Here is a 23,561-nt window from a genome sequence, read left to right on the forward strand (position 1 = left end):
ATATGCATGTCGGTCTACGCCATTACCATCCCCTGCTTTGCACAGATGCTGCGCTCCCTGACGACGCTGTTAAATAAAGGCGAGGAACGCGCCCAGACGCTGGGTTTCGATCCCCAAAATCTGCTCGACGCGCGGCTGGCGCCCGACATGCACACCCTGGCGCGCCAGGTGGAATTCACGTGTACCCAGGCGCAGGAAGCCGTGTGCCGGCTGACACAGCAAGCGCTGCCCCGGCTCGCCACGCCCGCCAACATGCCGCAAGCCAAGGCGCTGATCGAGGACACCCTGGCGATGCTCGCTTCGGCGGACCGCGCAGCCATCGACACTGGCGCGCAGCAGCCAGTGTCGATCACCTTGGCCGGTGGCCTGACCTTCGACATGACGGGCCAGGAATACGCGCTCAACTGGGCCACGCCGCAGTTCTATTTTCACCTGGTGACGGCGTATAACATCCTGCGCCATAGCGGCGTGCCGCTTGGCAAGGCCGAGTATGTACAACATATGTTTGCGTATGCGCGCCAGCCATAACCACCAAGGCGCCATTGACGGCGAGCGCTACGCGGGCATCATGCCTGGCCACGCTGGCGGCGCCGGCTACCGGCTGTTCCTGCTGCCCGGCGAAGCCGATGCCCTGCCCTGGCAAGCCGCGCTCGACTGGGCCGCGGCACGCGATGCCTGCCTGCCGACGCGCAGCGAATTGGCCATGCTGCACGCCAACTTGCGCCACGTCTTCCCGGATGCCTGGTACTGGTCGTCGGAAGCGGATGCCATCCTGCCCCGCATGGCCTGGAGCCACGATTTCGATAACGGCACACAGTACAACTTTCGCAAGACCTACTCGGGCCGCGCCTGCGCCGTGCGCCGGGTGGCGCTGCCGCCATCGGCCGCCGCGCCCGTCCCTTTGCGGCAGGGCGAACGCTATGCCGGGCTGATCCTCGGCACGGATGGCGCGCCCGATTACCATCTGCTGTTGCAGCCGGAAAAGTGCGAGCTGGAGTACCAGCCATGGCAAGCCGCATCAGACTGGGCCGCCAGCCTGGGCCATAGCTTGCCGGATCGGCGCGAGCAGACCTTGCTGTATGCGACGCTGAAAGATGCATTCCGGCCAAACTGGCACTGGTCGAGCGAATGGGGCGACATCGAAGACGAAGCGTGGTGCAAGGACTTTGACACGGGCGTCGCCTATCAGAACGCGCGCGAGTTTGACGGCTATGCGCGCTGCGTGCGCCGGGTGCTTGTATAGTGCGCGTTTGCTCAGCCGAGCTGTCCCATCAAGGAAAACCATGCTGTTATCACTCGACGATCCCCTCTGGCCCACCCTGGAAGGCGGCTACCGCGTACCTTACGACGTGGCCGAGGCGCTCAAGGCCATGCAGGCGGGCGAAGACGTCTGGCATGAGCTATGGGAAGAGTTGCACCACCAGGGCGACGTGGGCGTCGCCTCGTATGCTGCCGTGCCCCAGCTCGTCGCCATGCTGGGCGGCGCGCAAGCGCGCGAGGAAGATTTCTATGCGCTCATCGCCCTGATTGAAATCGAGCGCCACCGCCAGCACAATCCGCCTCTGCCGGACTGGCTGGCCGACAGCTACCGCGATGCCTGGGCGCAACTGCCCGCCATCGCCGCGCGCGACCTGCAGGACCAGCTCGATCCCGTCATGCTGGAATCCGTGTTCGCCGTGCTGGCCCTGGCCAAGGGCAAGCTGCGGCTGGGCGCCGCCCTGATGCACATGGATAGCTCGGAAGTGGACGAGTGGCTGGAAGAGCATCTCGGCTGGTCCGAGGTCTACGGCAAGGACGCTTAAGAGTCAAAAACGCTCGTCGCGCAGCGCCGGCATCACCAGTTCGCGCACGAACGAGGCATTCGACAAGCTCAGCAAGGTGCGCACGACGGCGACGACATCATGCACGGGTATCAGCTCGCCTTCGCCCCGCGCGGCAGCGTCCGCCAGCGGCACGGACAAGCCGTCGTAGGTATTCAAGTAGCCCAGCTGCAGCGCCGTCACGGCCAGCCCCTGTTCGCGGAAACCTTCACGCAAGGCATCGGCGATGCCGTTCAAGGCGAATTTCGACGCACTGAACGTCACTTCCGGGCGGCCGCTCTGGCGCAGGCCGGACGTCGAACCTGTGAGTATCAGCTGCGGCTTGCTGCTGGCCAGCAAGCGGGGCACGAGGCGCTTGAGCAGCAATATCGTCGCCGTAATGTTCGTATTGACCATGTCGACGATGGCGTCGTCCGCATCGCCGAGGAAAGCATACTCGTCGCTGAAGGCCTTTTCTTCCCACACGCCCAGGTTATAGATCAGCGCGTCCAGCGCGGCGGGCGCTGCACGCGCGATGCGTTCGACGGCCTCGGCGGGTGCGGCCAGGTCCGCCGCGATCCATTGCAGTTGCGTCCCCTGGCCTGCGGGCAAGTCGGCAGGTTGCTGGCGCGATACGCCGATGACGGCATGTCCGTCAGCCAGCAAACCGTCTACCAGCGCGCGTCCCAGGCCCCGGCTGGCGCCCACGATCATGATATGCATACTGTGTCCTTTCCAATGAAGTCAACGCCGATGATAGCGGCGTTGTATTAAGCACAGCTGAGGCTGATCCCCATACGCACCGCATTTACTCACGCGGTGGAAATGCGTATGCTAGATCTGGCAATCTCCGATAACACACAAGAACGAGACACATGCCTACTTCCGACACCGCAGCAAGCAACGCCGCAACGCGTCCCCTCACCCAGCAAGACTATAAAACCCTGTCGCTGGCCGCCCTCGGTGGCGCGCTGGAATTCTACGATTTCATCATCTTCGTTTTCTTTGCCAACGCCATCGGCCAGTTGTTCTTCCCGCCGGAAATGCCGGAATGGCTGCGCTTGCTGCAAACCTTCGGCATCTTCGCCGCCGGCTACGTCGTGCGTCCGCTGGGCGGCATCGTCATGGCCCACTTCGGCGACTTGCTGGGCCGCAAACGCATGTTCACCCTGTCCATCCTGATGATGGCCGTGCCGACACTGCTGATCGGCCTGCTGCCCACCTACGCTACCATCGGCCTGGCCGCCCCGCTGCTGCTGCTCCTGATGCGCATCTTCCAGGGTGCGGCCGTGGGCGGCGAAGTGCCGGGCGCCTGGGTGTTTGTCTCCGAACACGTGCCCAGCCGTTTCACGGGTTTTGCCTGCGGCGTGCTGACGGCAGGCCTGACCGTCGGCATCCTGCTCGGTTCGCTGGTGGCGACGGGCTTGAACACCGTCTACACGCCGCAAGAAATCACCGATGGCGCCTGGCGCTATCCATTCCTGCTGGGTGGTATCTTCGGCTTCGGCGCCATGTATTTGCGCCGCTGGCTGCATGAAACGCCGGTGTTTGCCGAAATGCAGCAGCGCAAGGCCCTGGCGACGGAAATGCCCTTGAAATCCGTGCTGCGCAGCCACCGCGGCGCCGTCGTCGTGTCGATGCTGCTGACCTGGATGCTGTCGGCCGGCATCGTCGTCGTCATTCTGATGACGCCTGCCCTGCTGCAAAAGATCCACCACATCGCGCCGCGCACCACCCTGGTCGCCAATACCGTGGCCACCCTGTGCCTGGCTTTCGGCTGCATCATCGCCGGCATGCTGGCCGACCGCCTGGGCGGCAAGCGCGTGATCTTCGTGGGTTCCGTGCTGCTGGCCATCAGTACCTACATTTTCTACACCACCGTCGGCAGCCGCCCCGACCTGCTGCTGCCCCTGTACGCGATGACGGGCCTGTTCGTCGGCGTCGTCGGCGCCGTGCCCTACGTGCTGGTGCAAGCGTTTCCGGCCCAGGTGCGCTTCTCGGGACTGTCGTTTTCCTACAACTTGTCGTACGCCATCTTTGGCGGCCTGACACCCGTGGTCGTCACCCTCATGCTGAAGAACAACGTGCTGGGCCCCGCCTATTACGTGATCGGCGTGTGCGTGGTGGGCATGCTGACGGCACTGTTCATCAAGGACCAGCGACAGACGGTGGGACGTTAAATCAGCCGCCAGCGAGCCAAGCCACCTTCGGGTGGCTTTTTTTTGCCCCGATTTGTCGCGCTGCACCAAAATCTGAAAAGGCGTTTCACATCGCGGGATTTCAAACGGCAAACTCATCCATTAATGCTCTCACTTTTTGAAAATTCATTTCATATCCTGAAAAATTATAATTAAGTCGTTGAAAAAGAACGATTAAATTTAAGTTATATGTCTTATATAAGACTTGAAGATCGGCGCGAATCGGCCTACTATTTAGTCATGCAGTTTGCTTCGACAAGACGTTGTGGCGCACTCGGCGATTTTCTCAAACATAGCTTTTCTTTTTAGGAGATTCACATGTCCCAATATCAAGACGACATCAAGGCTGTTGCTGGTTTGAAAGACCAACAAGGTAGCGCCTGGAACGCCATCAATCCCGAGTCCGCCGCCCGCATGCGCGCGCAGAACAAGTTCAAGACCGGCCTGGATATCGCCAAGTACACGGCAAAGATCATGCGCAACGACATGGCCGCCTACGATGCGGACCCATCCAAGTACACCCAGTCGCTCGGTTGCTGGCATGGTTTCATCGGTCAACAGAAGATGATCTCGATCAAGAAACACTTCAACAGTACCGACCGCCGCTACCTCTACCTGTCCGGCTGGATGGTTGCCGCCCTGCGCTCCGAGTTCGGCCCGCTGCCGGACCAGTCGATGCACGAGAAAACCGCCGTCTCGGCCCTGATCAAGGAGCTGTACACCTTCCTGCGCCAGGCCGATGCGCGCGAACTGGGCGGCCTGTTCCGCCAGCTGGACGCGGCCCAGGGTGATGCCAAGCAAGCCATCCAGGCCAAGATCGACGGCCACGTCACCCACGTCGTGCCCATCATCGCCGACATCGACGCCGGTTTCGGCAACGCTGAAGCCACCTATTTGCTGGCGAAACAGTTCATCGAAGCGGGCGCCTGCTGCATCCAGATCGAAAACCAGGTATCCGACGAGAAACAATGCGGCCACCAGGACGGTAAAGTCACGGTGCCGCACGAAGATTTCCTGGCCAAGATCCGCGCCATCCGCTACGCCTTCCTGGAACTGGGCGTGGACGACGGCATCATCGTCGCCCGCACCGATTCGCTGGGCGCCGGCCTGACCAAGCAGATCGCCGTCACCAACGAACCAGGCGACCTGGGCGACCAATACAACTCCTTCCTCGACTGCGAAGAGGTGTCGGCTGACGCGCTGGGCAATGGCGACGTCATCATCAAGCGCGAAGGCAAGCTGCTGCGTCCGAAACGCCTGCCGAGCAACCTGTTCCAGTTCCGCGCCGGTTCCGGCGAAGAGCGTTGCGTGCTCGACTGCATCACCTCCTTGCAAAACGGCGCCGACCTGCTGTGGATCGAAACGGAAAAACCGCATATCGCGCAAATCGGCGGCATGGTCAGCGAAATCCGCAAGGTCATCCCGAACGCCAAGCTGGTGTACAACAACAGCCCGTCGTTCAACTGGACCCTGAACTTCCGCCAGCAAATCTTCGACGGCATGAAAGCGGCAGGCAAGGACGTGTCCGCCTACGACCGCGCCCAGCTGATGAGCGTGGAATACGACCAGACGGAACTGGCGATCGCCGCCGACGAGAAGATCCGCACCTTCCAGGCCGACTCGGCCCGCGAAGCCGGCATCTTCCACCACCTGATCACCCTGCCGACCTACCACACGGCAGCCTTGTCGACCGACAACCTGGCTAAGGAATACTTCGGCGACCAGGGCATGCTGGGCTACGTGGCCGGCGTACAGCGCAAGGAAATCCGCCAGGGCATCGCCTGCGTGAAACATCAAAACATGTCCGGCTCGGACATCGGCGACGATCACAAGGATTACTTCAGCGGCGAAGCGGCGCTGAAGGCGGCTGGTAAAGACAATACGATGAACCAGTTCTGAGCTTTTGGTTTGGTTGTAGAGTGACAAAAGCCCGCTTTGGCGGGCTTTTTTGCGTCTGAAGGTTGCGTAGCGCCAGACTTGGAATACACACTTATACACATTCTGTGTATGATTATAGATAGCAGTACTTGGGAGCGACGCATGAACTCAAGTCAATTGATACGAATGCTGAAAGAGGATGGCTGGGAAGAGGTACGCATCAAAGGCAGCCACCATCACTTTAAACATGCAGAGAAACCTGGCTTGGTCACGGTACCGCATCCGAAAAAAGACCTGCCTGTGGGCACATGGAACAGCATATTAAGGTCTGCTGGCTTGAAATGAGAAAGCTACTGCGTGTTGCAGAGTTCTACAAATAGTAGTGAGGAACTAGCAATGGATATCCCCGTTGTCATTTTTAAGGATGCAGGTAGCGTTTACGGCGTAAACGTCCCCGACATCAAAGGCGTCCACTCGTGGGGCGATAGCGTAGAAGACGCGCTCAACAACGTCCGGACAGCCATCACCAGCCACATCGAGACACTGCTGGAACTGGGCGAACCCGTGGATATCACGCAAAGCAAGATCGAAGCCCTGCAAGCCAATCCTGAGCATGCGGGTGGCATCTGGGCATTGGTCCACCTCGACCTTGAAAAACTCGACAGCAAGCCCGAACGCATCAACATCAGCCTGCCACGCTTTGTGCTGAGCAAGATCGACCGCTATGCGGCAGCGCGGCACGAGACGCGCAGCGGCCTGCTGTCGCGTGCGGCGCTCAGCTTGATCGAGGCCGAAGCCAAGGGCGGCGGTGCGCGGTGATGTAAAACGCCTGACTCGACAACGCGCCTAGCAGGCCCGGCAATATCAGCGATGCCAACATAAATTAACGGCAATCGATATCGATGTCGTTCTGTCCGGCCTTGCGGCCTTTCCTGTAGATGAATTCGCAAAGGCTGACTCAGTGACGCAGGGTCAGGTCCGCCATTTGGACACGGATTGATGCCTTAGGTGCAGTAGAAGCCTGAAGGTCTTTGTCGGCATGGGTTCGTAACCTATCGGGGGCTTCGAAGAGTCTGACCTATAGACCCTCTTGGAATCTGCCAATTGCTGCCCGCTACGCAGGCGCAGGCAGCTTCGCGCGCTGAGGGCCAGAGTTTGTGTTCTGACTGAGCCGGCTTCTGCAGCGCTCAATACATCAGCCCGTGTCGGAATGGTAGACCTGACCCCGCCCCCGAATTTGCCCCAGCCTCCGGGTGCAACAGGCACGACGAAAAAAGCCGTGATTGGAGCGATCATATACAAACTAGCACATCTGATCTATAGTGTGATCCATACTGACAAGCCCTTTGATGCACATTATGTGGTAAAAGGATTTGCCATTCAAGACGGTATCTGCCCCCGGCCCCGAGTGCTTGAATCACCTTAAACTCATTAACTAACCTACGAATATGCCAATGGCCATCTTTGTTTCACGCGCTTGAACTGTCGTGAGGCTTCACTAAAGACTCCTGAATCGGAATGAAGGTATCTGAGTTTACAAAACTGTAGTCCAAAAGGAGCTGGCGTCCATAGTCCACACGAACAGTGTTGTCTTTCCGGAAGGGCTGTTTGAATAAGTTCTCGGCATCATCTGGCCTCTTCGCTGCCTTTTTAAGAGTCGTCGCATAGAACAACGAGCCAGGAGTGGCCTTAGCCGTATCGTTTGAAAGAATTTCAACCATTCGTGCAAGCAATTCCACGCTCCAATGTGCCCTAGCAAGTATCGCTTCACGCAAATGGTTTTGAATGCATAACAACACAGCACCGGAATTCTGCTGCTGTTCGAAAATTCTCTCGGCGCTTTCATAAAATTGCTTGCCCTTCTCTAGATTCCCTGTTCGATAGAAGAGAAGTCCGATTGTTGCTTCTGCGTGAGCCACAGTTTGACGGTCTTCCGACTTTTGGGCATTAAATAGGTCGCGTAAGATTATTGCCGGCGTCACTTTAAAACGCTCCAGCATACCTGGATCGCCCGAGGCCAAAATACAGAATGCACGGTTAATCTTCAACGTCGGGTTATCGGAATTTGCCCGAAGACCAATTGATAGAATCTGCTCAATTGAAGCATAATCGTCGAGAAGACTAGCCAGATAACTTGCAACAACAGCTGCACGCGATGAGTAAGGTTCGTCTCGCACCCAGTCTTTCGCAAATCGTACTGCTGACTCCATCTCGCCGGACGCATAGGCGGCCCAGCATTTCGCTTCGCTTGCATCATCAATGGTATTCACCGCCGAAAGATCAAGGTTCAAGACATGGCGCGCTCTCTTGGCCCATTGCGCTTGCGCTAAGACGTTTCCTGTAGGTTCGATCAGCGATTGCTGAAGCAACTTTCTCGCTTGCTTAGCTTGCCCAGAATCTAATTCAAGCGTTGCGATTGCACTTGAAAGTTCCCCAAGATGAATCGGACGTAAATCAGCCGTCAGCAATTTCTTCGCCTCTTTCCAAAAGGCTGGCGCTACTCCAGCAACTTGCGAAACCGCAACATTCGCGGCTAGCAGCCATGGGTCAGCTCGTGTAAATGGATTCCTCGAAATTACATCTAATGCTCGATCCGGCATCCCCAAATGCACAAATAACCGACTTGCAGAGCGAGTGATCCATCTATTCCCTCCTGCAAGCTCAACAGCTGCGAGCATCGCTCGTTCAGACTTATGGTTTTCGCCCGCACTGGCGTACAGACGTGCTAGATCCGCCCACGCTAAAGGGTTTATCATTGATCCTCGGAGCCGCTTTCGTAGTAGCCGAATTGACACCTGCTCAGTCAAACTAGCTGGACTAACATCCGATTTTCCTATCACCTGCTGCGCAAGGCGACGAACAGCCGGAGGCATATTCACATCCTGCAAAATCAACTTGGCAGCAGCACTTACATCTAAATTATTGCCTTCTCTACTAGCAATATTCAGTAGGTCAAGTGCATTTTCGGAAGAAGGTGTCTGGGTAAACTCACGAAGCCTCTGCGGCGTCCCAAGTTCAACACTTTCATCTGGAACCGCACGTAGACGCTGCATTTCAGGTGACTGAAGCGCTTGCGTTGAATCTATCCAGATCGGTATTACACGTCGATCAGTCGTTTCGTCGAATGCACTCATGGGTTTCCGCTTAGTGCCTTTTCAGCTTTAGTGGCATTGTCGCTCATGCGAACTTGTACCTCAGCACGTTTGACCAAGATGCTTAGTCGCGTGATGAGCCGATCCAATCCAGTTGTGTTCGGGTTGCGCTTCAAAACTCCTGCGTCCCCTCGTTGAGCATAATTTGGGTGCGCAGTCTCTCTTATCAAGGCCACGAGCTCCTCACTAGCCCACGCTGGGAATGCATCGTGTCCGAGCTCGCCAAGTGTTTGCTCGAAAGCGTCAATCAAATATGGAAGTGCCATCGTATAACTGGGACCCGCGCCCCCCCATCTTCCCGGCCTCGCGGCAACATCTAACTTATCTATGAACCAAGTATTTAGCTCAACTCCAGAAAAGAGGTATACGCAAAGTGCCCCCCATTGGAAAAGATCAATGCGCTCCCTCCCATTTACCCAGTCTGATTGTGGCGCACGATACAAGATTTCTGGTGGGGCATACGAATAATCACCTGGGTACGGATTACCTGCGAAAGGACAATTTCCAGTCCCATCAATAACTCGACCGAGATCGCCGATCTTTGCCCCGAGCCGTTGAAAAATCATCACATTCGACGGTTTTAGATCCGAATGTGCAACGGTAGCTTTGTGCAATTGTTGCAATCCGGTAAGCGTGTGGTGAAGATAAGAGAGCTTAAGCACAGTTTCTGCTTCAGATATCTTGTTGACCCAGCTCCGTGCATCACCTTGATCGGCAATCTCCAACACCAAGAAGGGGACTTGATTAATCTTGTCCCCTAGCAAGGCCGTAGGCATCAGATCGCCAGCCTCGATCACCCGAACAACCCTACTCATATGGCGATCCTTGCAAAACTCATGCATTCTGCGTTCAAACTCGAATTCATTCAGTTTTTCACGAAGGTCCCCCAACAAATTCGTGGAACGTTGAAGTGCGCGATCGACGTCCAAAGCCTTTAAGAACGCTATTTCCCTCACACCCGACCTTGGGTTTACGCGATTGACTTCATAACCCACAGAAAAATTTCCGCCAGTCAATCCAGGCGTATTTAACTTTATGGAGCGTAGCAACTGAGTTACGGTCCAGCCGCCTTGCGTTGTATGGCCTATCAACCGCTCGGCCGGGGTTGGCGCTGTCCCGGATAATATTGCGTTCATATGTACCTATATAACTTAATTTTGGTCCAATCGAAACTACTGTAGTAGTTGGGCAATGAACTGATTGTACTAGGCCTTTCGATGAATGGATAAAAAATCATCTTTTCTCAAGCTTAGTACAAGAGGTAGAATTTTCCGGTCGAGCAGTGAATATACGTCTATATGGGCCTGCGGAGTTGCCCCATGTCTCCGCCTCGATGGAACCGCGTATCGGCTCGTATCGGCGTATCGGGGTCACGTATCAGGGTCAGGTCCGCCATTCGGACACAGACTGATGCATTAAGCGCCGTAGAAGCTGGCTCAGTCGAAACCTAATTAGAACCACAAACGCGCGCCGCAGGCGCGCGGGGCTGCCGCGCAGCGGCAGCAGTCAGTAGATTCGGAGAGGGCCGGGCCGGTAGGCCCGCCCCCTTCGAATCCCCCGCGCAGGGCGCGCAGGCGCCCTGCTTCTCTCCGCGTACAGACGAAAAAAAAAGCTACCCGAGGGTAGCTTTTTCTTTTTCGTCTGTGGCGGAGAGAGGGGGATTCCTATCTTGACCGATTTCATGTATAGATTCTCGATTTACGAAGAAAAATAAATATGCCTTACCCCCAAACCTACTCCTTACATAGCAGATTTTCATACTCATAACTAATAGCACCTAAACCGATGGGTTCGCAGTTTTCGTATTCTGCACGAACTTCAATGATCCGTTTTCAACATCTGCTGGTAGGTTTCCACCACTACGCAAGCAATGGTGAAAACCTAAAGGTCAAGTCAGCCGCCCAGTGTCTCTCGCTGGCCATCTAAGGCCTGATTCCACCGAGACCCATTGAGCGAGCCCGCAACGCCTCATACAACTGCGCAGGCCCCAGCAACGTGTCCTTCAATCCATCTCTAACGCGCTGCGAATCCAGCGCTTGAGTACTCATGCTGGTATGGGCATCAAACGCATCCATAATGGCATTGAGTAGCGCATTCGACAGGTCCGGCGAGTTCGCAAACTGCTCCTTGCTGTTGTTGGCTGCCTGCTGAATCAATGTCTCGTTTTCCAGCAGCTTCCCCTTAATCACTCCGTTCACGTAGACGAGCTGGTCGTCGTCGGACAACTCGCCCTCGAATAGACCATTTACCTTTTCGATTATTTCGTCCAGATAGCCCCTTTCCTTATCTTGGGCAGACCCACTGCCAGCACCATCCATCGGCGGCAGTTTTGGCTTCTCGCCTTGGCCCAAGGTAAGCGCCTGCTTGCCGATGTTCTTCAGGGTGTGGTGCGTCAAGGTCACTTTGGACAAATCTACCGTATCACGCTCGCGGCCAAACGCCAGCAATGGCAACAGCAGTTTGTAGAATAGGAAGCGCTTTTCGATGTCAGTGTTACCGTAGTCGAAAATCTGAGACAGGAAGGAATACAAACGGACGAACGCACCCATGTCATTCTTGAACAAGAGGAGCGCCGCCATAACATCCTTCGCCACCTGCTCACCCTTCTCGTCGTTCTGCGCCCCGGCTGCCGCTTTGTCCGCTAACGCAGCGGTGAATCGCTTCAGCAATCGGTCAGCCACCGGCGAAATCGCCGCAAGCAGCTGGCTCTGAGTACCCTTGGGGTCCATCGCGACCTTGGCAACGCGGTCCACCTCGAAATCGTCATAGTGACCGGCGCTATCTAGCTTCGCGCGCAGGTCGTACACCATGTGCGGGTCGGTGGTAGCCTCGAGCTCGGCAGTTTCGTAGTAGGTCTTAAATGCAGCCAGCACTTCTGCCGCATCATTCACGAAATCGAGAATGTAGGTCGTATCCTTGCCTGGTGCGGCGCGATTCAAGCGCGACAGGGTCTGTACCGCCTGAATACCGCCCAGCTTCTTATCTACATACATGCCGCACAGCAGCGGCTGGTCAAAGCCAGTCTGGAACTTGTTGGCTACTAACAGCAAATGGTAATTCTGCTCGTTGAACGCTTCGCGGATATCGCGGCCTTTCAACCCTGGATTGAGGTCCTTGCTGACTTCACTCACTGGTTCAGGGAAGCTAACCGGGTCATCGACCTCACCTGAGAACGCCACCAGCACGCCGAGCGGATAGTTCTGCTTCTGGATGTATCCAGCAATCTCTTTCTGCCAACGGACAGCCTCCTTACGGCTACTGACCACAATCATCGCCTTGGCTCGACCTTGCAGAAGTGGTTGAACATTTTCACGGAAGTGCTCGACTACGACTTTAACCTTCTGAGCGATGTTGTAGGGATGCAGTCTGACCCACTGCATAATGCCCTTCATCGCCTCGCTTTTTTCGACTTCCTTTTCGTCGTACTCCTTGCCATCGTTGGCCAGCTTGAACGCGAGCTTGTAGGTCGTGTAATTTTTCAGCACGTCCAGGATAAAGCCCTCTTCGATAGCCTGGCGCATCGAGTAGACATGGAACGGTTGCGGCAAACCATCTGGCCCTGGGCGTCCAAACAGTTCCATCGTTTTCGATTTTGGGGTGGCGGTAAAGGCGACATAGGTCAAGCCGTCAGCACCGGTGCGCGCGGCCATTTGTGCAGCGAGCAAATCCTCGGTTCCAATTTCTCCGCCGTCCTGCAACTCAGCCAGCTCTTCGGCGGACAGCAGCTGCTTTAGCTTTGATGCAGCCTCGCCAGTCTGGGAACTATGAGCCTCGTCAGCGATGACGGCAAACGTTTTCCCCTCCGTGCTGGAGAGCTCCTGCACGGCCTTCAATGCGAACGGGAAGGTTTGTATCGTACAAACGATAATCTTCTTGCCGTTCTTCAGCGCATGCGACAGTTGAGCACTTTTACTACCGTTTTCGTTGGTGATGCTCTCGACCACGCCCGTAGTGCGCTCGAAGTCAAAGATGGCCTTCTGCAATTGCGAGTCGAGCACAGTGCGGTCCGAGACCACCAGCACGCTGTCAAACAATTTCTTGTTGTCCTGGCTGTGCAAATCCGCGAGGAAGTGAGCAGTCCAAGCAATCGAATTCGTCTTCCCCGAGCCAGCTGAGTGCTGAATCAGGTATCGCTCACCCGCGCCGTTGGCCAGCACATCAGCCACCAATTTTCGCGTTGCATCGAGCTGGTGGTAGCGTGGAAAAATTACGCTGGTCAGCTGCGTTTTGTCGTTGCGTTTGCCGATAAGGTAGCGGCCCAAAATTTCCAGCCAACTGTCTCGAGAAAAGACATCTTCCCAGAGGTAGGACGTTGCATAGCCATCAGGATTTGGCGGGTTGCCTGCTGCTCCGTGGTTGCCCTTATTGAAAGGCAGGAACCGCGTCGCCGTGCCTGCAAGTCGCGTCGTCATCTGCACCTCCGCCTGGCTGACCGCGAAGTGCACCAGCGCACCGCCGGGGAACGCCAGTAGCGGCTCAATCATTCCCCCCTTAGGTGCAGGGTCACGGTCATAACGATACTGGTCAACTGCGTCATCAACACTTTGAGTGAAGTCGGATTTCAACTCCAAGGTCGCCACCGCAATGCCGTTCACGAACAACACCAGGTCGATAGACTCCTGCCCTTTGTTGAGCGAGTGATGCACTTGACGCACAACGCGCAATCTGTTCGCGGCATAGTGCTGCTGGATGACCGGGTTAATGGCAAGAGCTGGCTTGAACTGCACCAAGGACAGCGGCATGGCCAGGCCCAGCATTTCGACGCCACGACGCAGCACGTCAATCGTGCCACGTTCGTTCAGATTCTTGCGGACGCGCTCTGCCAGGTTCTTGGCGGTCGCGGCCCCATGCGTTTTGTTCAGACGTTGCAAGCTGTCCGGTTGTGTAGTTTCGAGCCATGCCAACAAGTCTGGCAAGTAGAGCGCGTTCTGCTTGTCATAATTAGCAGCATCGCCTTCTGCATACAGCCAACCGTTGGCCAGCAGATGTTCACAGATAGCTGCCTCGAAGTGGAGTTCCTTGTGCAGAGTGGACATTAGGCTGCTTCCTGTAACAACGCTTGCTCTTGTTGAACAGCTTGGCGGACGTCGATGTTCCCGGTTACAGCGGCGGAGATGAGCGCGCTCCGGCGTTCATTAAGGAGAGCAATCGATTTTTCAGCTTCTCTGCTTAGACTTTGCATTTTTTCCAACTTGTGGTCGATGTGTCCTGCAATCTCAATCTGCTCATTCAAAGGGGGCAACGGAATTCGAAGTGCTGACAAAATTTGACAGTTCATTGCAGCTTGATTCCCCCCTCGTCCGGCCTCCCTGAGCCATTCATAAACTACGTTAAAAATGTACAAGAGGTATGTGCCATGAATTTTTGGTCCTGGACATATCGCGGCCAGATTTTGATTGATTGTTGCAGCAATGTGAAGGATGGCTGCCATACCACGGGTCTTGCCTTGACCAATCATCCCGATAACTACTGTGCCAACAGGCAGCATCCTTAAAGAACAGTCAGACAGAGCCTGAGCAGTAATAAACTCAGCTGCTTCGTAAATATGTGTCTGATTCACTTCACCAGAAGCAAGCCACGGAATATCTCCCCCATCCCAATATTCGCTTAGGTCTCGGCGAGGGGTTGTGCCATTCTCAACAGTCGCGAAGTGTCCCAATCGCGCCACAAGCCAATGCTCCGGCACATCTCCTAGCCATTCCAAACCAGAGTTCTTCATCGGCGCATCTGGATTCAATCCCTTGGTCAAAGCACGAGAGATGGTAGCTTGACGCTTTTCGACTAGCAGAGCGATAAGCTTTCCTTGTTCCGAAATTAGGACGTCAATTTTTGCGGTTTCGCGGTCGAGAAAGGAGGCAACTGCCAATTGCTCAAAAACGTCAGGAACAGGTAGCTCGAGCGCACCAAACTGTCCATAGCTGATATTCTTACCATCTCGAATCCCATCAGTCATCGTTTGCAAAGCACCGATATATGATGCAGACTTAAACAAAAACTCCCAGAAACGAGGAACTATCGGACAAAGTGCTCTCAAGACTGTATAGGCAGGACTAACACAACCGGCATAAGTACTGCGTTCAATCCCACCCTCAAAGCTACGAAGACTTATTACGAAATCATTCGCTTCGACATGCTTGAATCCTTCTAAACCTGCGAGAGCCAGCATCACTCTCTTATCCTCGAGCTCCATGAATAGCTTTTGAGGAACGACACCATATTTTTGAGTCGCGGACAGCTGCTCATCGTCAGACAATGAAGCATCTCGGCGCTGTTCGAATACCCTTCGGGCTTGCCTAACGGACCAATGTGATGGAACTTGCCCGAGCCACTTCACGCCGCTCTCTTTGTAATGAGAATGTTGTCTAAAGCTCATTCCGCCAACTCCTCAAGCATCTTCATGATGGTCGCCGTGACTCCCTTGAGCTCCTCGTCTATCGTATGCAGGTCACGCGGCGGCTCGAACACATAGAAGTGCCGGTTGAACGGAATCTCGTAGCCAACCTTCGACTTGTCGTGGTCAATCCATGCATCCGGCGCGTTCGGCAACACTTCTCGCTCAAAGTACGTCTGAACTACATCTGTCAGCGGCACGTTTTCAGTATCGCGTAATGAGCTGTCAGCCTGGGGCTGGCCCTTCTGCTTGCCCTTCAGTCCTACTACAACTTTGCCCGCCTCGTCGTACATTGGACGCTCGACCGTAATCGTGGTGTAGCCAAACTCGTGGTTCTTGAATACGCGAGATATCGGTACGATTTTTACTTTGCCGCCTTCTGGAGCATCTGGCGCTTTGTCGCCCGGAGCTAATAATTTCCGCTCAATCTCGCTGCCCTCAGCATCAATCACCGTAACCAAATCACCTTCACTAAAGTCGCCAAACATTCGAGTGATATCAGCGATGTGCTCGTCGGACAACTCCTTGCGCTTGCTGCCCAAACTCTTGCGCATCTTCTGCCAGAAGCTACTTCCGTCAATGAGTTGCACCCACCCTTGACGGTCATCGGGCTTCTTGTTCGACAGAATCCAAATGTATGTCGAGATGCCGGTGTTGTAGAACATGTCTGTAGGCAGCCCGATAATAGCCTCGACCAGGTCGTTTTCGAGGACATAGCGACGAATCTCACTTTCACCCGAGCCAGCACCACCGGTGAATAGCGGCGAACCATTCAGCACGATGCCGATGCGGCTGCCACCATCAACGACAGGACGCATCTTGGCGATCAGGTGCAGCAAGAACAACATCGACCCGTCGGATACGCGCGGTAGACCTGGACCAAAACGTCCATCGAAGCCCTTCTCCGCTGCCTCCTTACGCACTTCCTTCTCAACCTTCTTCCACTCGACACCGAATGGTGGATTTGATAACATATAGTCGAACTTCTTGCCACCGTGACCATCCTCGGAGAGCGTATTGCCGACGACGATGTTACCCACGTCTTGGCCCTTGATGAGCATGTCTGCTTTGCAGATGGCGTAGGACTCGTCGTTCAGTTCTTGTCCAAACATAGTCAAGCGGGCGTCGGGGTTGTGCTCAGACAGATACTCACCCGCTACTGACAACATGCCGCCAGTACCGGCTGTCGGGTCGTAGATGGTTCGCACGACAGCATTGCCAGGCGTGAGTACATCATCGTCTTCAATGAACAGCAAGTTCACCATCAAACGAATGACTTCACGCGGGGTGAAGTGCTCCCCGGCAGTCTCATTGGATATCTCAGCGAACTTGCGAATCAATTCCTCAAAAACCAAGCCCATGTCGGCGTTGTCGACGACATTCGGATGCAGGTCGATATTCGCAAACTTCTCGACAACTAGGTACAGCAAACCGGCCTTGGCCAAGCGCTCAATTTGAGTGTAGAAGTCGAACCGCTCAAAAATGTCGCGCGCTGCTGGCGAGAATGCCTGAATGTAGGCATAGAGGTTCTGCCGGATATGGTCCTGGTCACCCAACAGCGTTGTCAGGTCCAGCGATGAAGTGTTGTAGAAGGATTGCCTTGCCTTACGCACCAAGAACGGCTCTGGGTTCAGCCCAGCTTTGGTCTTGGCATCAAACTCGGCCAGCACAGCCGGTTTCGTTGCTTCCAGCACGCAGTCGAGGCGACGCAATATGGTGAACGGCAAGATGACCTTGCCATAGTCGGATTGCTTGTAGTCGCCGCGCAGAAGGTCGGCGACTGACCAAATGAAGGACGAGAGGGCTTGATGATTCATTATTTACCAGCTTTCGAATGATGCAGAATAGACAAATTCTATAGAGCATCATTCTACTCGTTCAGGGGCCTACGTAGGGACCTTCAGCCCCTGTTAGAGGGCCAGGAAGGTCAAGTACTCGTCAGGCACTTGGCCCCGCCCAGAGATGTCAGACACCCGTTTCAGGTATCATTTGCGCCCATATCTGTTGATTGTCGGAAAGTGAGTACACTTTTGCGAAAAAAACACTGACATAATCGGCATACTGAATTAATCTATTAGCAAGATGAATCATGCACTCGTCAATCCTACGTTGATGTCTTGGTCCCGCCGACGAGCGGGCCTGACTGAGGCCGAACTAGCCGAAAGCATCACAGTCAAGGAAGACAAGGTCTTGGCTTGGGAAACCGGGGAAAGCAAGCCAACTTTCCGACAAGCGCAACAATGGGCCAGCGTGGCGCACATTCCGTTCGGCTACCTTTTCTTGAGCGAACCACCAAAAGAGCAGCTCCCCCTCCCCGACTTACGCACAGTTGGTGGTGCGGCCCCCAAAGAACCAAGCATCGACCTACTAGATACGGTACGGGAAGTTGTAAGAAAACATGAATGGTACTTGGATTACCTAAAAGAGCAAGAGCACCAGCCGCTATCGTTCGTTGGAAAATTCTCGAGCTCTTCCAAAGTTGTGGACGTTGTAGCAGATATCCGTTCTACCTTGCACGTCCACGCGGCGCCACACCGTCAGAGCGGCGATGAGTATTTGCGCCAACTCATTGCCGGTGCCGATGCCGCAGGAATTTTGGTCATGCGTAGTGGAATGGTCGGCGCGAACACACATAGGAAACTGGATGTGGGTGAGTTTCGTGGCTTTGCCATCAGCGACAAATACGCTCCGGTTGTCTTCCTAAACATTGCCGACGCGCCAACAGCCCGACTCTTTACATTAATTCACGAGCTTGCCCATATTTGGATTGGTAGCAGCGGTATTTCCAGCGTTACACCATCCAGCAATCGAAAAGAAGAAGCTTTCTGCAATTCGGTCGCTGGGGAGTTTCTGGTTCCTGAAGCGAAACTCATGCAACTATGGCGTGAGACCAGTAGCTGGATAGAGCTTCTTCCCGAGCTTGCCGGAACTTTCTACGTGAGCAAACTTGTAATCGCGCGTAGAGCATGCGACCTTGGACTCATTTCCAACGAAGCTTACAGCAGATACTACGTATTGGAACTGAATACCTACCGAGACCAAAAAAGTAGCGGTGGTAGCTTTTACCGCACTGCTGCGGCAAAGAACAGCAAGCGATTTAGCCGAGCGGTGCTCTCTGAAACGTTCAGCGGGCGGCTACTTTTGCGAGATGCGGGAAAGCTACTAGGTATCCAACCCGCGAAGATACGTACATACGCTGAAAAGGTGGATGAGTGAAATACCTTCTAGATTCCAATACCTTCGTCGAGGCAAAGAACCGTTATTACAACATGACGGTCTGCCCTGGTTACTGGATTTGGATTCTACAAAAATTTACGGATCAAGATGTTGCAAGCATCTCGATTGTCGGGGATGAATTGAAGAAGGGTGACGACGAGTTAGCTAGCTGGGCAAAAGACAATCCAACTTTATTTGTCAGCGTACACGACGATGCGACACAAGCGTGCTTTGCCAAGGTGGCCGATTTTGTCGCTTCAGCAACTACGAAAATGAAGGTCGGCGCAGTTGAGGAATTCCTATCGGGTGCAGACCCATGGCTGATCGCCAAAGCAATGGCGACCGGCGGAACTGTTGTTACGCATGAAGCCTACAATCCCGAAATCAAAAAGAAATTCCTGATACCCAATGTTTGCGAAGAATTCGGAGTCAGTTGGATGAACACGTTTGACATGCTCTATAAGCTGGAAGCGCGATTCGTACTGGCGGCCTAATTTCAACGAACCGACTCTTTGCAGGGCACCTCAGAGCCCCTCTTCCTGGCGCCCTATACCAAGTGTAGGGAAGATACGTATCGAAATAACCAAAATCGTTTATACCGTTTCCTTACAACACATCGCTCATCCCACTTGGTTGAGATAGCATTTAATAGTGAACATTCTAAGGAGTACGGTGAGCACAATCAGAACTGGGGAACCCCGCTCGTCATGAATCCCCAGCTTACTGACAACTAAGTAGAGATTGCCAGAAGAAACATTTAACCGACTCCACGACTGGAATCAATACAGCGCTGCTGCCATTGAGCGATCTCTTCCGCGTCCCAAGCGACAGACTTGGGGCCAATAGGAATAGGCGCGGGCAACACGCCTGCCTTCACCTTGCGCCAGATTGTGGCGCGGGACCAACCGGTAGCCTCGATTACCGCAGGCAAGCGGAGGAATTTTTTAGTCGTGGTCATAAGATTCTCCTTCGATTGATGAACAGCAAACAATGGAGAGTCATGCCGACTCTCCGCGATCATTCCGGCAGCGCCAGGGCTGCCCCTTCTGCATCTCGTCTATTCCATGCGCTGCGCCCCCCTGATACAAGTGGGCGGTCATCTGCCCAGATAGATGGAAGTGACCTGTTCACGGCCATGCCCCATCTCCACCGAAATCTTCATCCGCGCAGCTTGATCTGCGAGTTTTTGTGAAGCATCCAGCTGTCTGGACGTCGCACCGCCACTGGCTGGACTAGCTCGGCCAGTCAGCTCGGCATAGCGCCGCTGCGCGTACTCATGGCGCAGCCCATGCACGCCATGGATGCCAGCCTTGTCGCACTGCGCACGAAAGCGATTCAACTGGTCCCGATACCGCAACTGCGCCGGAATCAAACTACCCTTTCCGGCCAGCGCCTTGGCCGCTTCCAGCACGGCGCGCTGCTGCATGGTGGCAATCGGCACTTCCCGGTACTTGCCGCCCTTGGTCCAGCTATCTTTCAGCCGCAGGATGTTCCCGTCATCGGCCCATCCCGGCCTGATCTTGATGCTTTCCTCGCGCCGCAAACCAAACGCTGCCTGCAGTTGCAAGGACATTCGCGTATATGGGTCGTTCACGCGGGCCAGCGTGTCGGCGTCGAGCACCTTCGCCTTCGAGACGTTGGTGACAAACACCCGCTCCGCGATGCCATATTCGCCGTTGGTACGCGCAATGATGTTTTCCTTGCCGATCTTCTCGGCCCACCAGCGTAAAGCGCTCATGCGATTCTTGATGGTTCCGGTACTGACGCCATCCTGCTTCCACTTGTCGAGCAGCGCCGCCACATGCTTCGGCTTCAGGCTGTCCACGCTCATATGCTGGAAGCCCCGTTCCGCCAGGTCGTTGGCGCACAGGTTCAATAAGCGCTCGCGGTCGGCCTGCGTCGCAAAACTGCCATCGCGGTTGCGGTGACACAGTTGCTTGAGCTGGTAGTTCAAGTCGCGCATGGCAAAGTCATCCCTTCGATCCTTGGTTTTTACATCGATGCTGCGTGGTGTAATCCTGTCTGGTAAGTGTTTCTGGCCACCCTCACTGCCTCGGCAGAAAAGGTTGAATCAAGGGCCTCGGGACACCACTCCCGTGTATGCGGTTGCTGTTACTGCCTGCCCGCGCCGCATGCGCGTGTGGCACCGCTGCGCGCTCCCGGAGGGAGCCGCCGCAGCAGGGACCAATCACCCAGGGTCCATGGAGTGCACCTCGTGCACGGTTCAACTTCTACTAATCAGCCCGTAGCGGGCGAAGGAAATCGCAAGGCTAGCCTGCGATGAAGAGGCATCTGGCCTCGTCACTGAGCACCGTCACGCGGACGCTCCGTGCTTGCCGCCTTGGCCTATGCCGTCGGCGGCGCGTCGTCACTGGCAGCACGCCGCCAGTAACGACGCGCGCACGTAGCCATGGCATGTGACGGCATACATGCCAGCATCGCACTCGCGGTGACGATACTGGCGGCTCTGAAGCACATGCGCTGGCGGCGGCCGCGATGGCATCGCATCGCTGGCATTTCTGCTGACGGTGCGGCTTGCGGCAAAGCCATGCTGTGCTTCATACGGTGCGCTACCTCGCGGGGTATGCGAACCAATCAGGGCAGGAGTCTTGCTCCTGTTTGAAGGAGCGCCCATCGGGCGCAATCATCCAGGCAATCCGTCTTGCGGATTGTGGGATATGAAGACGCTGAAGGCAGCGCTTTATCGTGCCGAGATGTGCATGCTTCTGCATGGCCCGGCGATATATATCTCTAGCAGAAACTGCTAGGTATCATGGTGGCGGGTGACGACCGCAACGCCTATGCCGCTAAGCATAGGGACATGCTCGATGCATGTCCTCGTGGGAGCGATTCCCACATAAGAGAGCTTCATTCTATGCCTGATATCGACGTTTGCAAGTGGTTCGTTTCGTCAAGGGTGCTTTTCGTAGTACGCAGAATTGCAGTACGGACAAAGGCTCAAGTAGCTACTGCATGTTGTCTCCCTGGCGACGTACCCGCCTCCTTGACTCTTTCATCGCACTAACCAATTGGTCCATGCTCATACCGTTACGTAAATAGCTGGCAGCGAGCGCCGTCGCAACACCCTCCAGGTGTCGGGAAACGACCTGTAAACCGTCCTGTTCAATTTGCCGAATGGCTGCTTGCTGGATACTGTGCTGTGCTTCACTGACGGAAATGCGCTCCAATGCAGGAAATAAGGCGGTTTCGAGGTGACGGATAGCGAATAGGGTCGCCCGCAGAACACTGGTCTGCACATGGCCCCACTCCGGCTCATCGAAAATTTCGTCGAGTGGAATAGGCTTTGGCAGTGGATGCAATTTTTCTCGATTGAATTCTGTGCTCGGGTCCTGCTTCCTCTCCAGCATCTGATGCGCTGCAAGCCTGTGTTCGCGGGCTTTGGCGATGGACACTTCGGGATACCGGCCAAAAGTCAGAACGCTTTCTCCACCGCCTTGCTGGAGATACCTCATGCGCCAGATCTTGCTGCCGCTGGGCTGCACTTCGATGTACAGACCAGCCCCATCGGGAAGTTTATATATTTTGTCCTTCGGAGCAGCCTGCTTGATAAGCGCATCCGTGAGGCGCAATACATACTTAGACATGGTGCCCTCCTGTTCCGCCATCCCGGCTGAATTCGCCACTGACCAGCGTTAATCTTGGCGTCTGCGGTGGCGCTCCCTTGCCGCTGACGGCATCGATGTAGTCGGCCCAATCCTGCATCATCCGGCGCCTTTCCGCCAGGAACTGCGCCCGGTCATAGGCGCTGGCCACCTTGTCCTTCGGTGCATGTGCCAGTTGCCGGTCCACGACTTCATGCCGGTAGCCCAGGCGCTCCTTGATAGTGCTCATGGCCAGCGCCCGGAAGCCGTGGCCGGTCATCTTGCCCTTGTATCCCATGCGTCCAAGCGCCACCAGTATCGTGTTATTGCTGATCGGCTTTTCGTGGTCGCGCTGGTTCGGGAACAGGTACTTGCTGCGGCCCGTGATCGCGTGCAGTTCGCGCAACAGCTCCAGCGCCTGTCGTGACAGGCAGACGTGATGGTTGGTCATATCCGGATTGACGGTCAGCTTGCCGCGCTTCATGCGTTGCCATGGAATGATCCACTCGCCACGCTCCAGGTCAATTTCACTCCAGGGCGTCTCGATCAACTCGCTTGTGCGCACAAAGCACAGCAGCATTAGCCGCAGCGCAATGCGCGTCGGCGCGAACATGCGTGCTTCGTTGCGATCCAGAATGGCCAGGAACTGCGGTAGTTCGTCGGCGTTGATGGCGGCGAAGTGTCCGGCGCGGACGGTCTTCAGCACATCCTTCATATCGGTGACCAGATTGCGCTCGGTGAATCCGCATTGAATCGCGTAGCTGAAAATTGACGCACATACCGCTCTGAGGCGATGGGCGACTTCACTTGCGCCACGCTCCTCGATCTTGCGCAGCGCGGCAATCAGATCGCGGTGCTTTATCTCATCGATCGGCATGCGGCCAATGGCTGGAAAGATGTCCGCTTGCAGGCGCTGGATGGTGTTCTTGGCGGTGCGTTCGCTCCACGTGGGCACTTTGTTGCCATGCCACTCGCGCGCAATTTTTTCGAAGGTGTTGGACGCCTTATCCTTTGCCAGGCGTTTGGCATCGTCGCGATGTTTGGCGGGGTCGATTCCTTGCAGCAGCAGGCGGCGTGTCGCCAGGCGCTTTTCTCGTGCGTCCTGCAAGGTGATTTCCGGGTAAGGACCGAACGTCAGCGTATTCTCTTTGCCGTTGGCCTGCCGGAACTTGAACCGCCAGATACGGGAGCCGGTTGGCGCGACGACGAGGTACATGCCGTCACCATCGAACATTTTGTACGGCCGCTCACGTGGCTTGGCGTTGCGGATGAGTATATCTGTCAACGGAGCAATGATCTTTGGCATGGCAAACCTCCTGCGCGGC

At 55.4% G+C, this 23,561-nt stretch carries 19 protein-coding genes; 9 read left to right on the forward strand and 10 right to left on the reverse strand.

Going from position 1 to position 23,561, the window contains the following annotated elements; translation table 11 throughout:
• Positions 1-6 precede the first annotated feature (6 nt).
• From O3297_RS21795 to O3297_RS21805, 3 genes are read left to right on the forward strand one after another with little or no spacing between them, the layout of a single operon-like run.
• Positions 7-528, forward strand: coding sequence for a DUF1993 family protein (locus tag O3297_RS21795; protein WP_305050081.1), 522 nt, complete (start codon positions 7-9; stop codon positions 526-528).
• Positions 512-1,243 carry a hypothetical protein gene (locus O3297_RS21800; RefSeq protein ID WP_305050083.1) on the forward strand — a complete coding sequence of 244 codons (732 nt, stop codon included), beginning with the start codon at positions 512-514 and terminating at the stop codon, positions 1,241-1,243. Before O3297_RS21795 ends, O3297_RS21800 begins: the two co-directional genes overlap by 17 nt.
• Positions 1,244-1,283: 40 nt before the next feature.
• Positions 1,284-1,802, forward strand: a complete 519-nt coding sequence (locus O3297_RS21805; protein WP_305050084.1) for a hypothetical protein — start codon at positions 1,284-1,286, stop codon at positions 1,800-1,802.
• 3 nt (positions 1,803-1,805) lie between these two features.
• On the opposite strand, the gene O3297_RS21810 is transcribed toward O3297_RS21805, so the two are convergent.
• Positions 1,806-2,522, reverse strand: a complete 717-nt coding sequence (locus O3297_RS21810; RefSeq protein ID WP_305050086.1) for an SDR family oxidoreductase — start codon at positions 2,520-2,522, stop codon at positions 1,806-1,808.
• Positions 2,523-2,674: 152 nt separating this feature from the next.
• On the opposite strand from O3297_RS21810, the gene O3297_RS21815 reads away from it, so the two are divergent.
• The 4 genes from O3297_RS21815 to O3297_RS21830 all read left to right on the forward strand — a co-directional run bounded on the left by O3297_RS21815 (position 2,675) and on the right by O3297_RS21830 (position 6,694).
• Entirely contained in the window at positions 2,675-3,979 is a 1,305-nt protein-coding gene (locus O3297_RS21815; RefSeq protein WP_305050088.1) for an MFS transporter, read from the forward strand.
• Positions 3,980-4,315: 336 nt separating this feature from the next.
• On the forward strand, positions 4,316-5,896 hold the full coding sequence (locus O3297_RS21820; protein ID WP_034784508.1) for an isocitrate lyase: 1,581 nt from the start codon (positions 4,316-4,318) through the stop codon (positions 5,894-5,896).
• A gap of 141 nt (positions 5,897-6,037) precedes the next feature.
• On the forward strand, positions 6,038-6,220 hold the full coding sequence (locus O3297_RS21825) for a type II toxin-antitoxin system HicA family toxin (RefSeq protein ID WP_099395400.1): 183 nt from the start codon (positions 6,038-6,040) through the stop codon (positions 6,218-6,220).
• Between the two features lie 51 nt (positions 6,221-6,271).
• On the forward strand, positions 6,272-6,694 hold the full coding sequence (locus O3297_RS21830; protein ID WP_099395301.1) for a type II toxin-antitoxin system HicB family antitoxin: 423 nt from the start codon (positions 6,272-6,274) through the stop codon (positions 6,692-6,694).
• A gap of 650 nt (positions 6,695-7,344) precedes the next feature.
• Here the strand turns inward: O3297_RS21830 and O3297_RS21835 are convergent.
• From O3297_RS21835 to O3297_RS21855, 5 genes are all read right to left on the reverse strand, one after another.
• A complete protein-coding gene (locus tag O3297_RS21835; RefSeq protein WP_143450413.1) occupies positions 7,345-9,009 on the reverse strand; it encodes a lipopolysaccharide assembly protein LapB in 1,665 nt (554 codons plus the stop codon).
• Complete coding sequence (locus O3297_RS21840) at positions 9,006-10,163, reverse strand: protein kinase family protein (RefSeq protein ID WP_099395304.1); 1,158 nt, start codon at positions 10,161-10,163, stop codon at positions 9,006-9,008. Before O3297_RS21840 ends, O3297_RS21835 begins: the two co-directional genes overlap by 4 nt.
• Before the next feature lie 786 nt (positions 10,164-10,949).
• Entirely contained in the window at positions 10,950-14,063 is a 3,114-nt protein-coding gene (locus tag O3297_RS21845) for a type I restriction endonuclease subunit R (protein ID WP_305050090.1), read from the reverse strand.
• A complete protein-coding gene (locus tag O3297_RS21850; RefSeq protein ID WP_305050091.1) occupies positions 14,063-15,400 on the reverse strand; it encodes a restriction endonuclease subunit S in 1,338 nt (445 codons plus the stop codon). The genes O3297_RS21845 and O3297_RS21850 overlap by 1 nt, the downstream gene beginning before the upstream one ends.
• Complete coding sequence (locus O3297_RS21855) at positions 15,397-17,235, reverse strand: class I SAM-dependent DNA methyltransferase (RefSeq protein WP_305050092.1); 1,839 nt, start codon at positions 17,233-17,235, stop codon at positions 15,397-15,399. Before O3297_RS21855 ends, O3297_RS21850 begins: the two co-directional genes overlap by 4 nt.
• Positions 17,236-17,500: 265 nt before the next feature.
• On the opposite strand from O3297_RS21855, the gene O3297_RS21860 reads away from it, so the two are divergent.
• Both O3297_RS21860 and O3297_RS21865 read left to right on the forward strand, forming a co-directional pair.
• A complete protein-coding gene (locus O3297_RS21860; RefSeq protein ID WP_305050093.1) occupies positions 17,501-18,634 on the forward strand; it encodes an XRE family transcriptional regulator in 1,134 nt (377 codons plus the stop codon).
• Positions 18,631-19,128 (forward strand): DUF4411 family protein, encoded by a 498-nt coding sequence (locus tag O3297_RS21865; RefSeq protein WP_305050094.1) that lies wholly within the window; start codon positions 18,631-18,633, stop codon positions 19,126-19,128. The genes O3297_RS21860 and O3297_RS21865 overlap by 4 nt, the downstream gene beginning before the upstream one ends.
• A 263-nt stretch (positions 19,129-19,391) precedes the next feature.
• Here O3297_RS21865 and O3297_RS21870 read toward each other — a convergent pair whose 3' ends face one another.
• The 4 genes from O3297_RS21870 to O3297_RS21885 all read right to left on the reverse strand — a co-directional run bounded on the left by O3297_RS21870 (position 19,392) and on the right by O3297_RS21885 (position 23,542).
• On the reverse strand, positions 19,392-19,592 hold the full coding sequence (locus O3297_RS21870; RefSeq protein ID WP_305050095.1) for an AlpA family transcriptional regulator: 201 nt from the start codon (positions 19,590-19,592) through the stop codon (positions 19,392-19,394).
• A 138-nt stretch (positions 19,593-19,730) separates the two neighbouring features.
• Positions 19,731-20,597 carry a phage integrase N-terminal domain-containing protein gene (locus tag O3297_RS21875; RefSeq protein ID WP_305050096.1) on the reverse strand — a complete coding sequence of 289 codons (867 nt, stop codon included), beginning with the start codon at positions 20,595-20,597 and terminating at the stop codon, positions 19,731-19,733.
• Between the two features lie 1,003 nt (positions 20,598-21,600).
• Positions 21,601-22,239 carry a DUF4102 domain-containing protein gene (locus tag O3297_RS21880; protein ID WP_305050097.1) on the reverse strand — a complete coding sequence of 213 codons (639 nt, stop codon included), beginning with the start codon at positions 22,237-22,239 and terminating at the stop codon, positions 21,601-21,603.
• Positions 22,232-23,542: an integrase arm-type DNA-binding domain-containing protein gene (locus O3297_RS21885; protein WP_305050098.1), complete on the reverse strand. Its 1,311-nt coding sequence runs from the start codon at positions 23,540-23,542 to the stop codon at positions 22,232-22,234. The genes O3297_RS21880 and O3297_RS21885 overlap by 8 nt, the downstream gene beginning before the upstream one ends.
• Positions 23,543-23,561: the final 19 nt, after the last annotated feature.

The sequence above is a fragment of the Janthinobacterium sp. SUN128 genome (assembly GCF_030587275.1).
GTDB classification, from domain to species: domain Bacteria; phylum Pseudomonadota; class Gammaproteobacteria; order Burkholderiales; family Burkholderiaceae_D; genus Janthinobacterium; species Janthinobacterium lividum.

What these genes read in the sequence shown, in the direction of transcription:
- O3297_RS21795 (WP_305050081.1), top strand. Translation starts at nt 7, where the DNA reads ATGTCGGTCTACGCCATTACCATCCCCTGCTTTGCACAGATGCTGCGC.
- O3297_RS21800 (WP_305050083.1), top strand. Translation starts at nt 512, where the DNA reads ATGCGCGCCAGCCATAACCACCAAGGCGCCATTGACGGCGAGCGCTAC.
- O3297_RS21805 (WP_305050084.1), top strand. Translation starts at nt 1,284, where the DNA reads ATGCTGTTATCACTCGACGATCCCCTCTGGCCCACCCTGGAAGGCGGC.
- O3297_RS21810 (WP_305050086.1), bottom strand. Translation starts at nt 2,522, where the DNA reads ATGCATATCATGATCGTGGGCGCCAGCCGGGGCCTGGGACGCGCGCTG.
- O3297_RS21815 (WP_305050088.1), top strand. Translation starts at nt 2,675, where the DNA reads ATGCCTACTTCCGACACCGCAGCAAGCAACGCCGCAACGCGTCCCCTC.
- O3297_RS21820 (WP_034784508.1), top strand. Translation starts at nt 4,316, where the DNA reads ATGTCCCAATATCAAGACGACATCAAGGCTGTTGCTGGTTTGAAAGAC.
- O3297_RS21825 (WP_099395400.1), top strand. Translation starts at nt 6,038, where the DNA reads ATGAACTCAAGTCAATTGATACGAATGCTGAAAGAGGATGGCTGGGAA.
- O3297_RS21830 (WP_099395301.1), top strand. Translation starts at nt 6,272, where the DNA reads ATGGATATCCCCGTTGTCATTTTTAAGGATGCAGGTAGCGTTTACGGC.
- O3297_RS21835 (WP_143450413.1), bottom strand. Translation starts at nt 9,009, where the DNA reads ATGAGTGCATTCGACGAAACGACTGATCGACGTGTAATACCGATCTGG.
- O3297_RS21840 (WP_099395304.1), bottom strand. Translation starts at nt 10,163, where the DNA reads ATGAACGCAATATTATCCGGGACAGCGCCAACCCCGGCCGAGCGGTTG.
- O3297_RS21845 (WP_305050090.1), bottom strand. Translation starts at nt 14,063, where the DNA reads ATGTCCACTCTGCACAAGGAACTCCACTTCGAGGCAGCTATCTGTGAA.
- O3297_RS21850 (WP_305050091.1), bottom strand. Translation starts at nt 15,400, where the DNA reads ATGAGCTTTAGACAACATTCTCATTACAAAGAGAGCGGCGTGAAGTGG.
- O3297_RS21855 (WP_305050092.1), bottom strand. Translation starts at nt 17,235, where the DNA reads ATGAATCATCAAGCCCTCTCGTCCTTCATTTGGTCAGTCGCCGACCTT.
- O3297_RS21860 (WP_305050093.1), top strand. Translation starts at nt 17,501, where the DNA reads ATGAATCATGCACTCGTCAATCCTACGTTGATGTCTTGGTCCCGCCGA.
- O3297_RS21870 (WP_305050095.1), bottom strand. Translation starts at nt 19,592, where the DNA reads ATGACCACGACTAAAAAATTCCTCCGCTTGCCTGCGGTAATCGAGGCT.
- O3297_RS21875 (WP_305050096.1), bottom strand. Translation starts at nt 20,597, where the DNA reads ATGCGCGACTTGAACTACCAGCTCAAGCAACTGTGTCACCGCAACCGC.
- O3297_RS21880 (WP_305050097.1), bottom strand. Translation starts at nt 22,239, where the DNA reads ATGTCTAAGTATGTATTGCGCCTCACGGATGCGCTTATCAAGCAGGCT.
- O3297_RS21885 (WP_305050098.1), bottom strand. Translation starts at nt 23,542, where the DNA reads ATGCCAAAGATCATTGCTCCGTTGACAGATATACTCATCCGCAACGCC.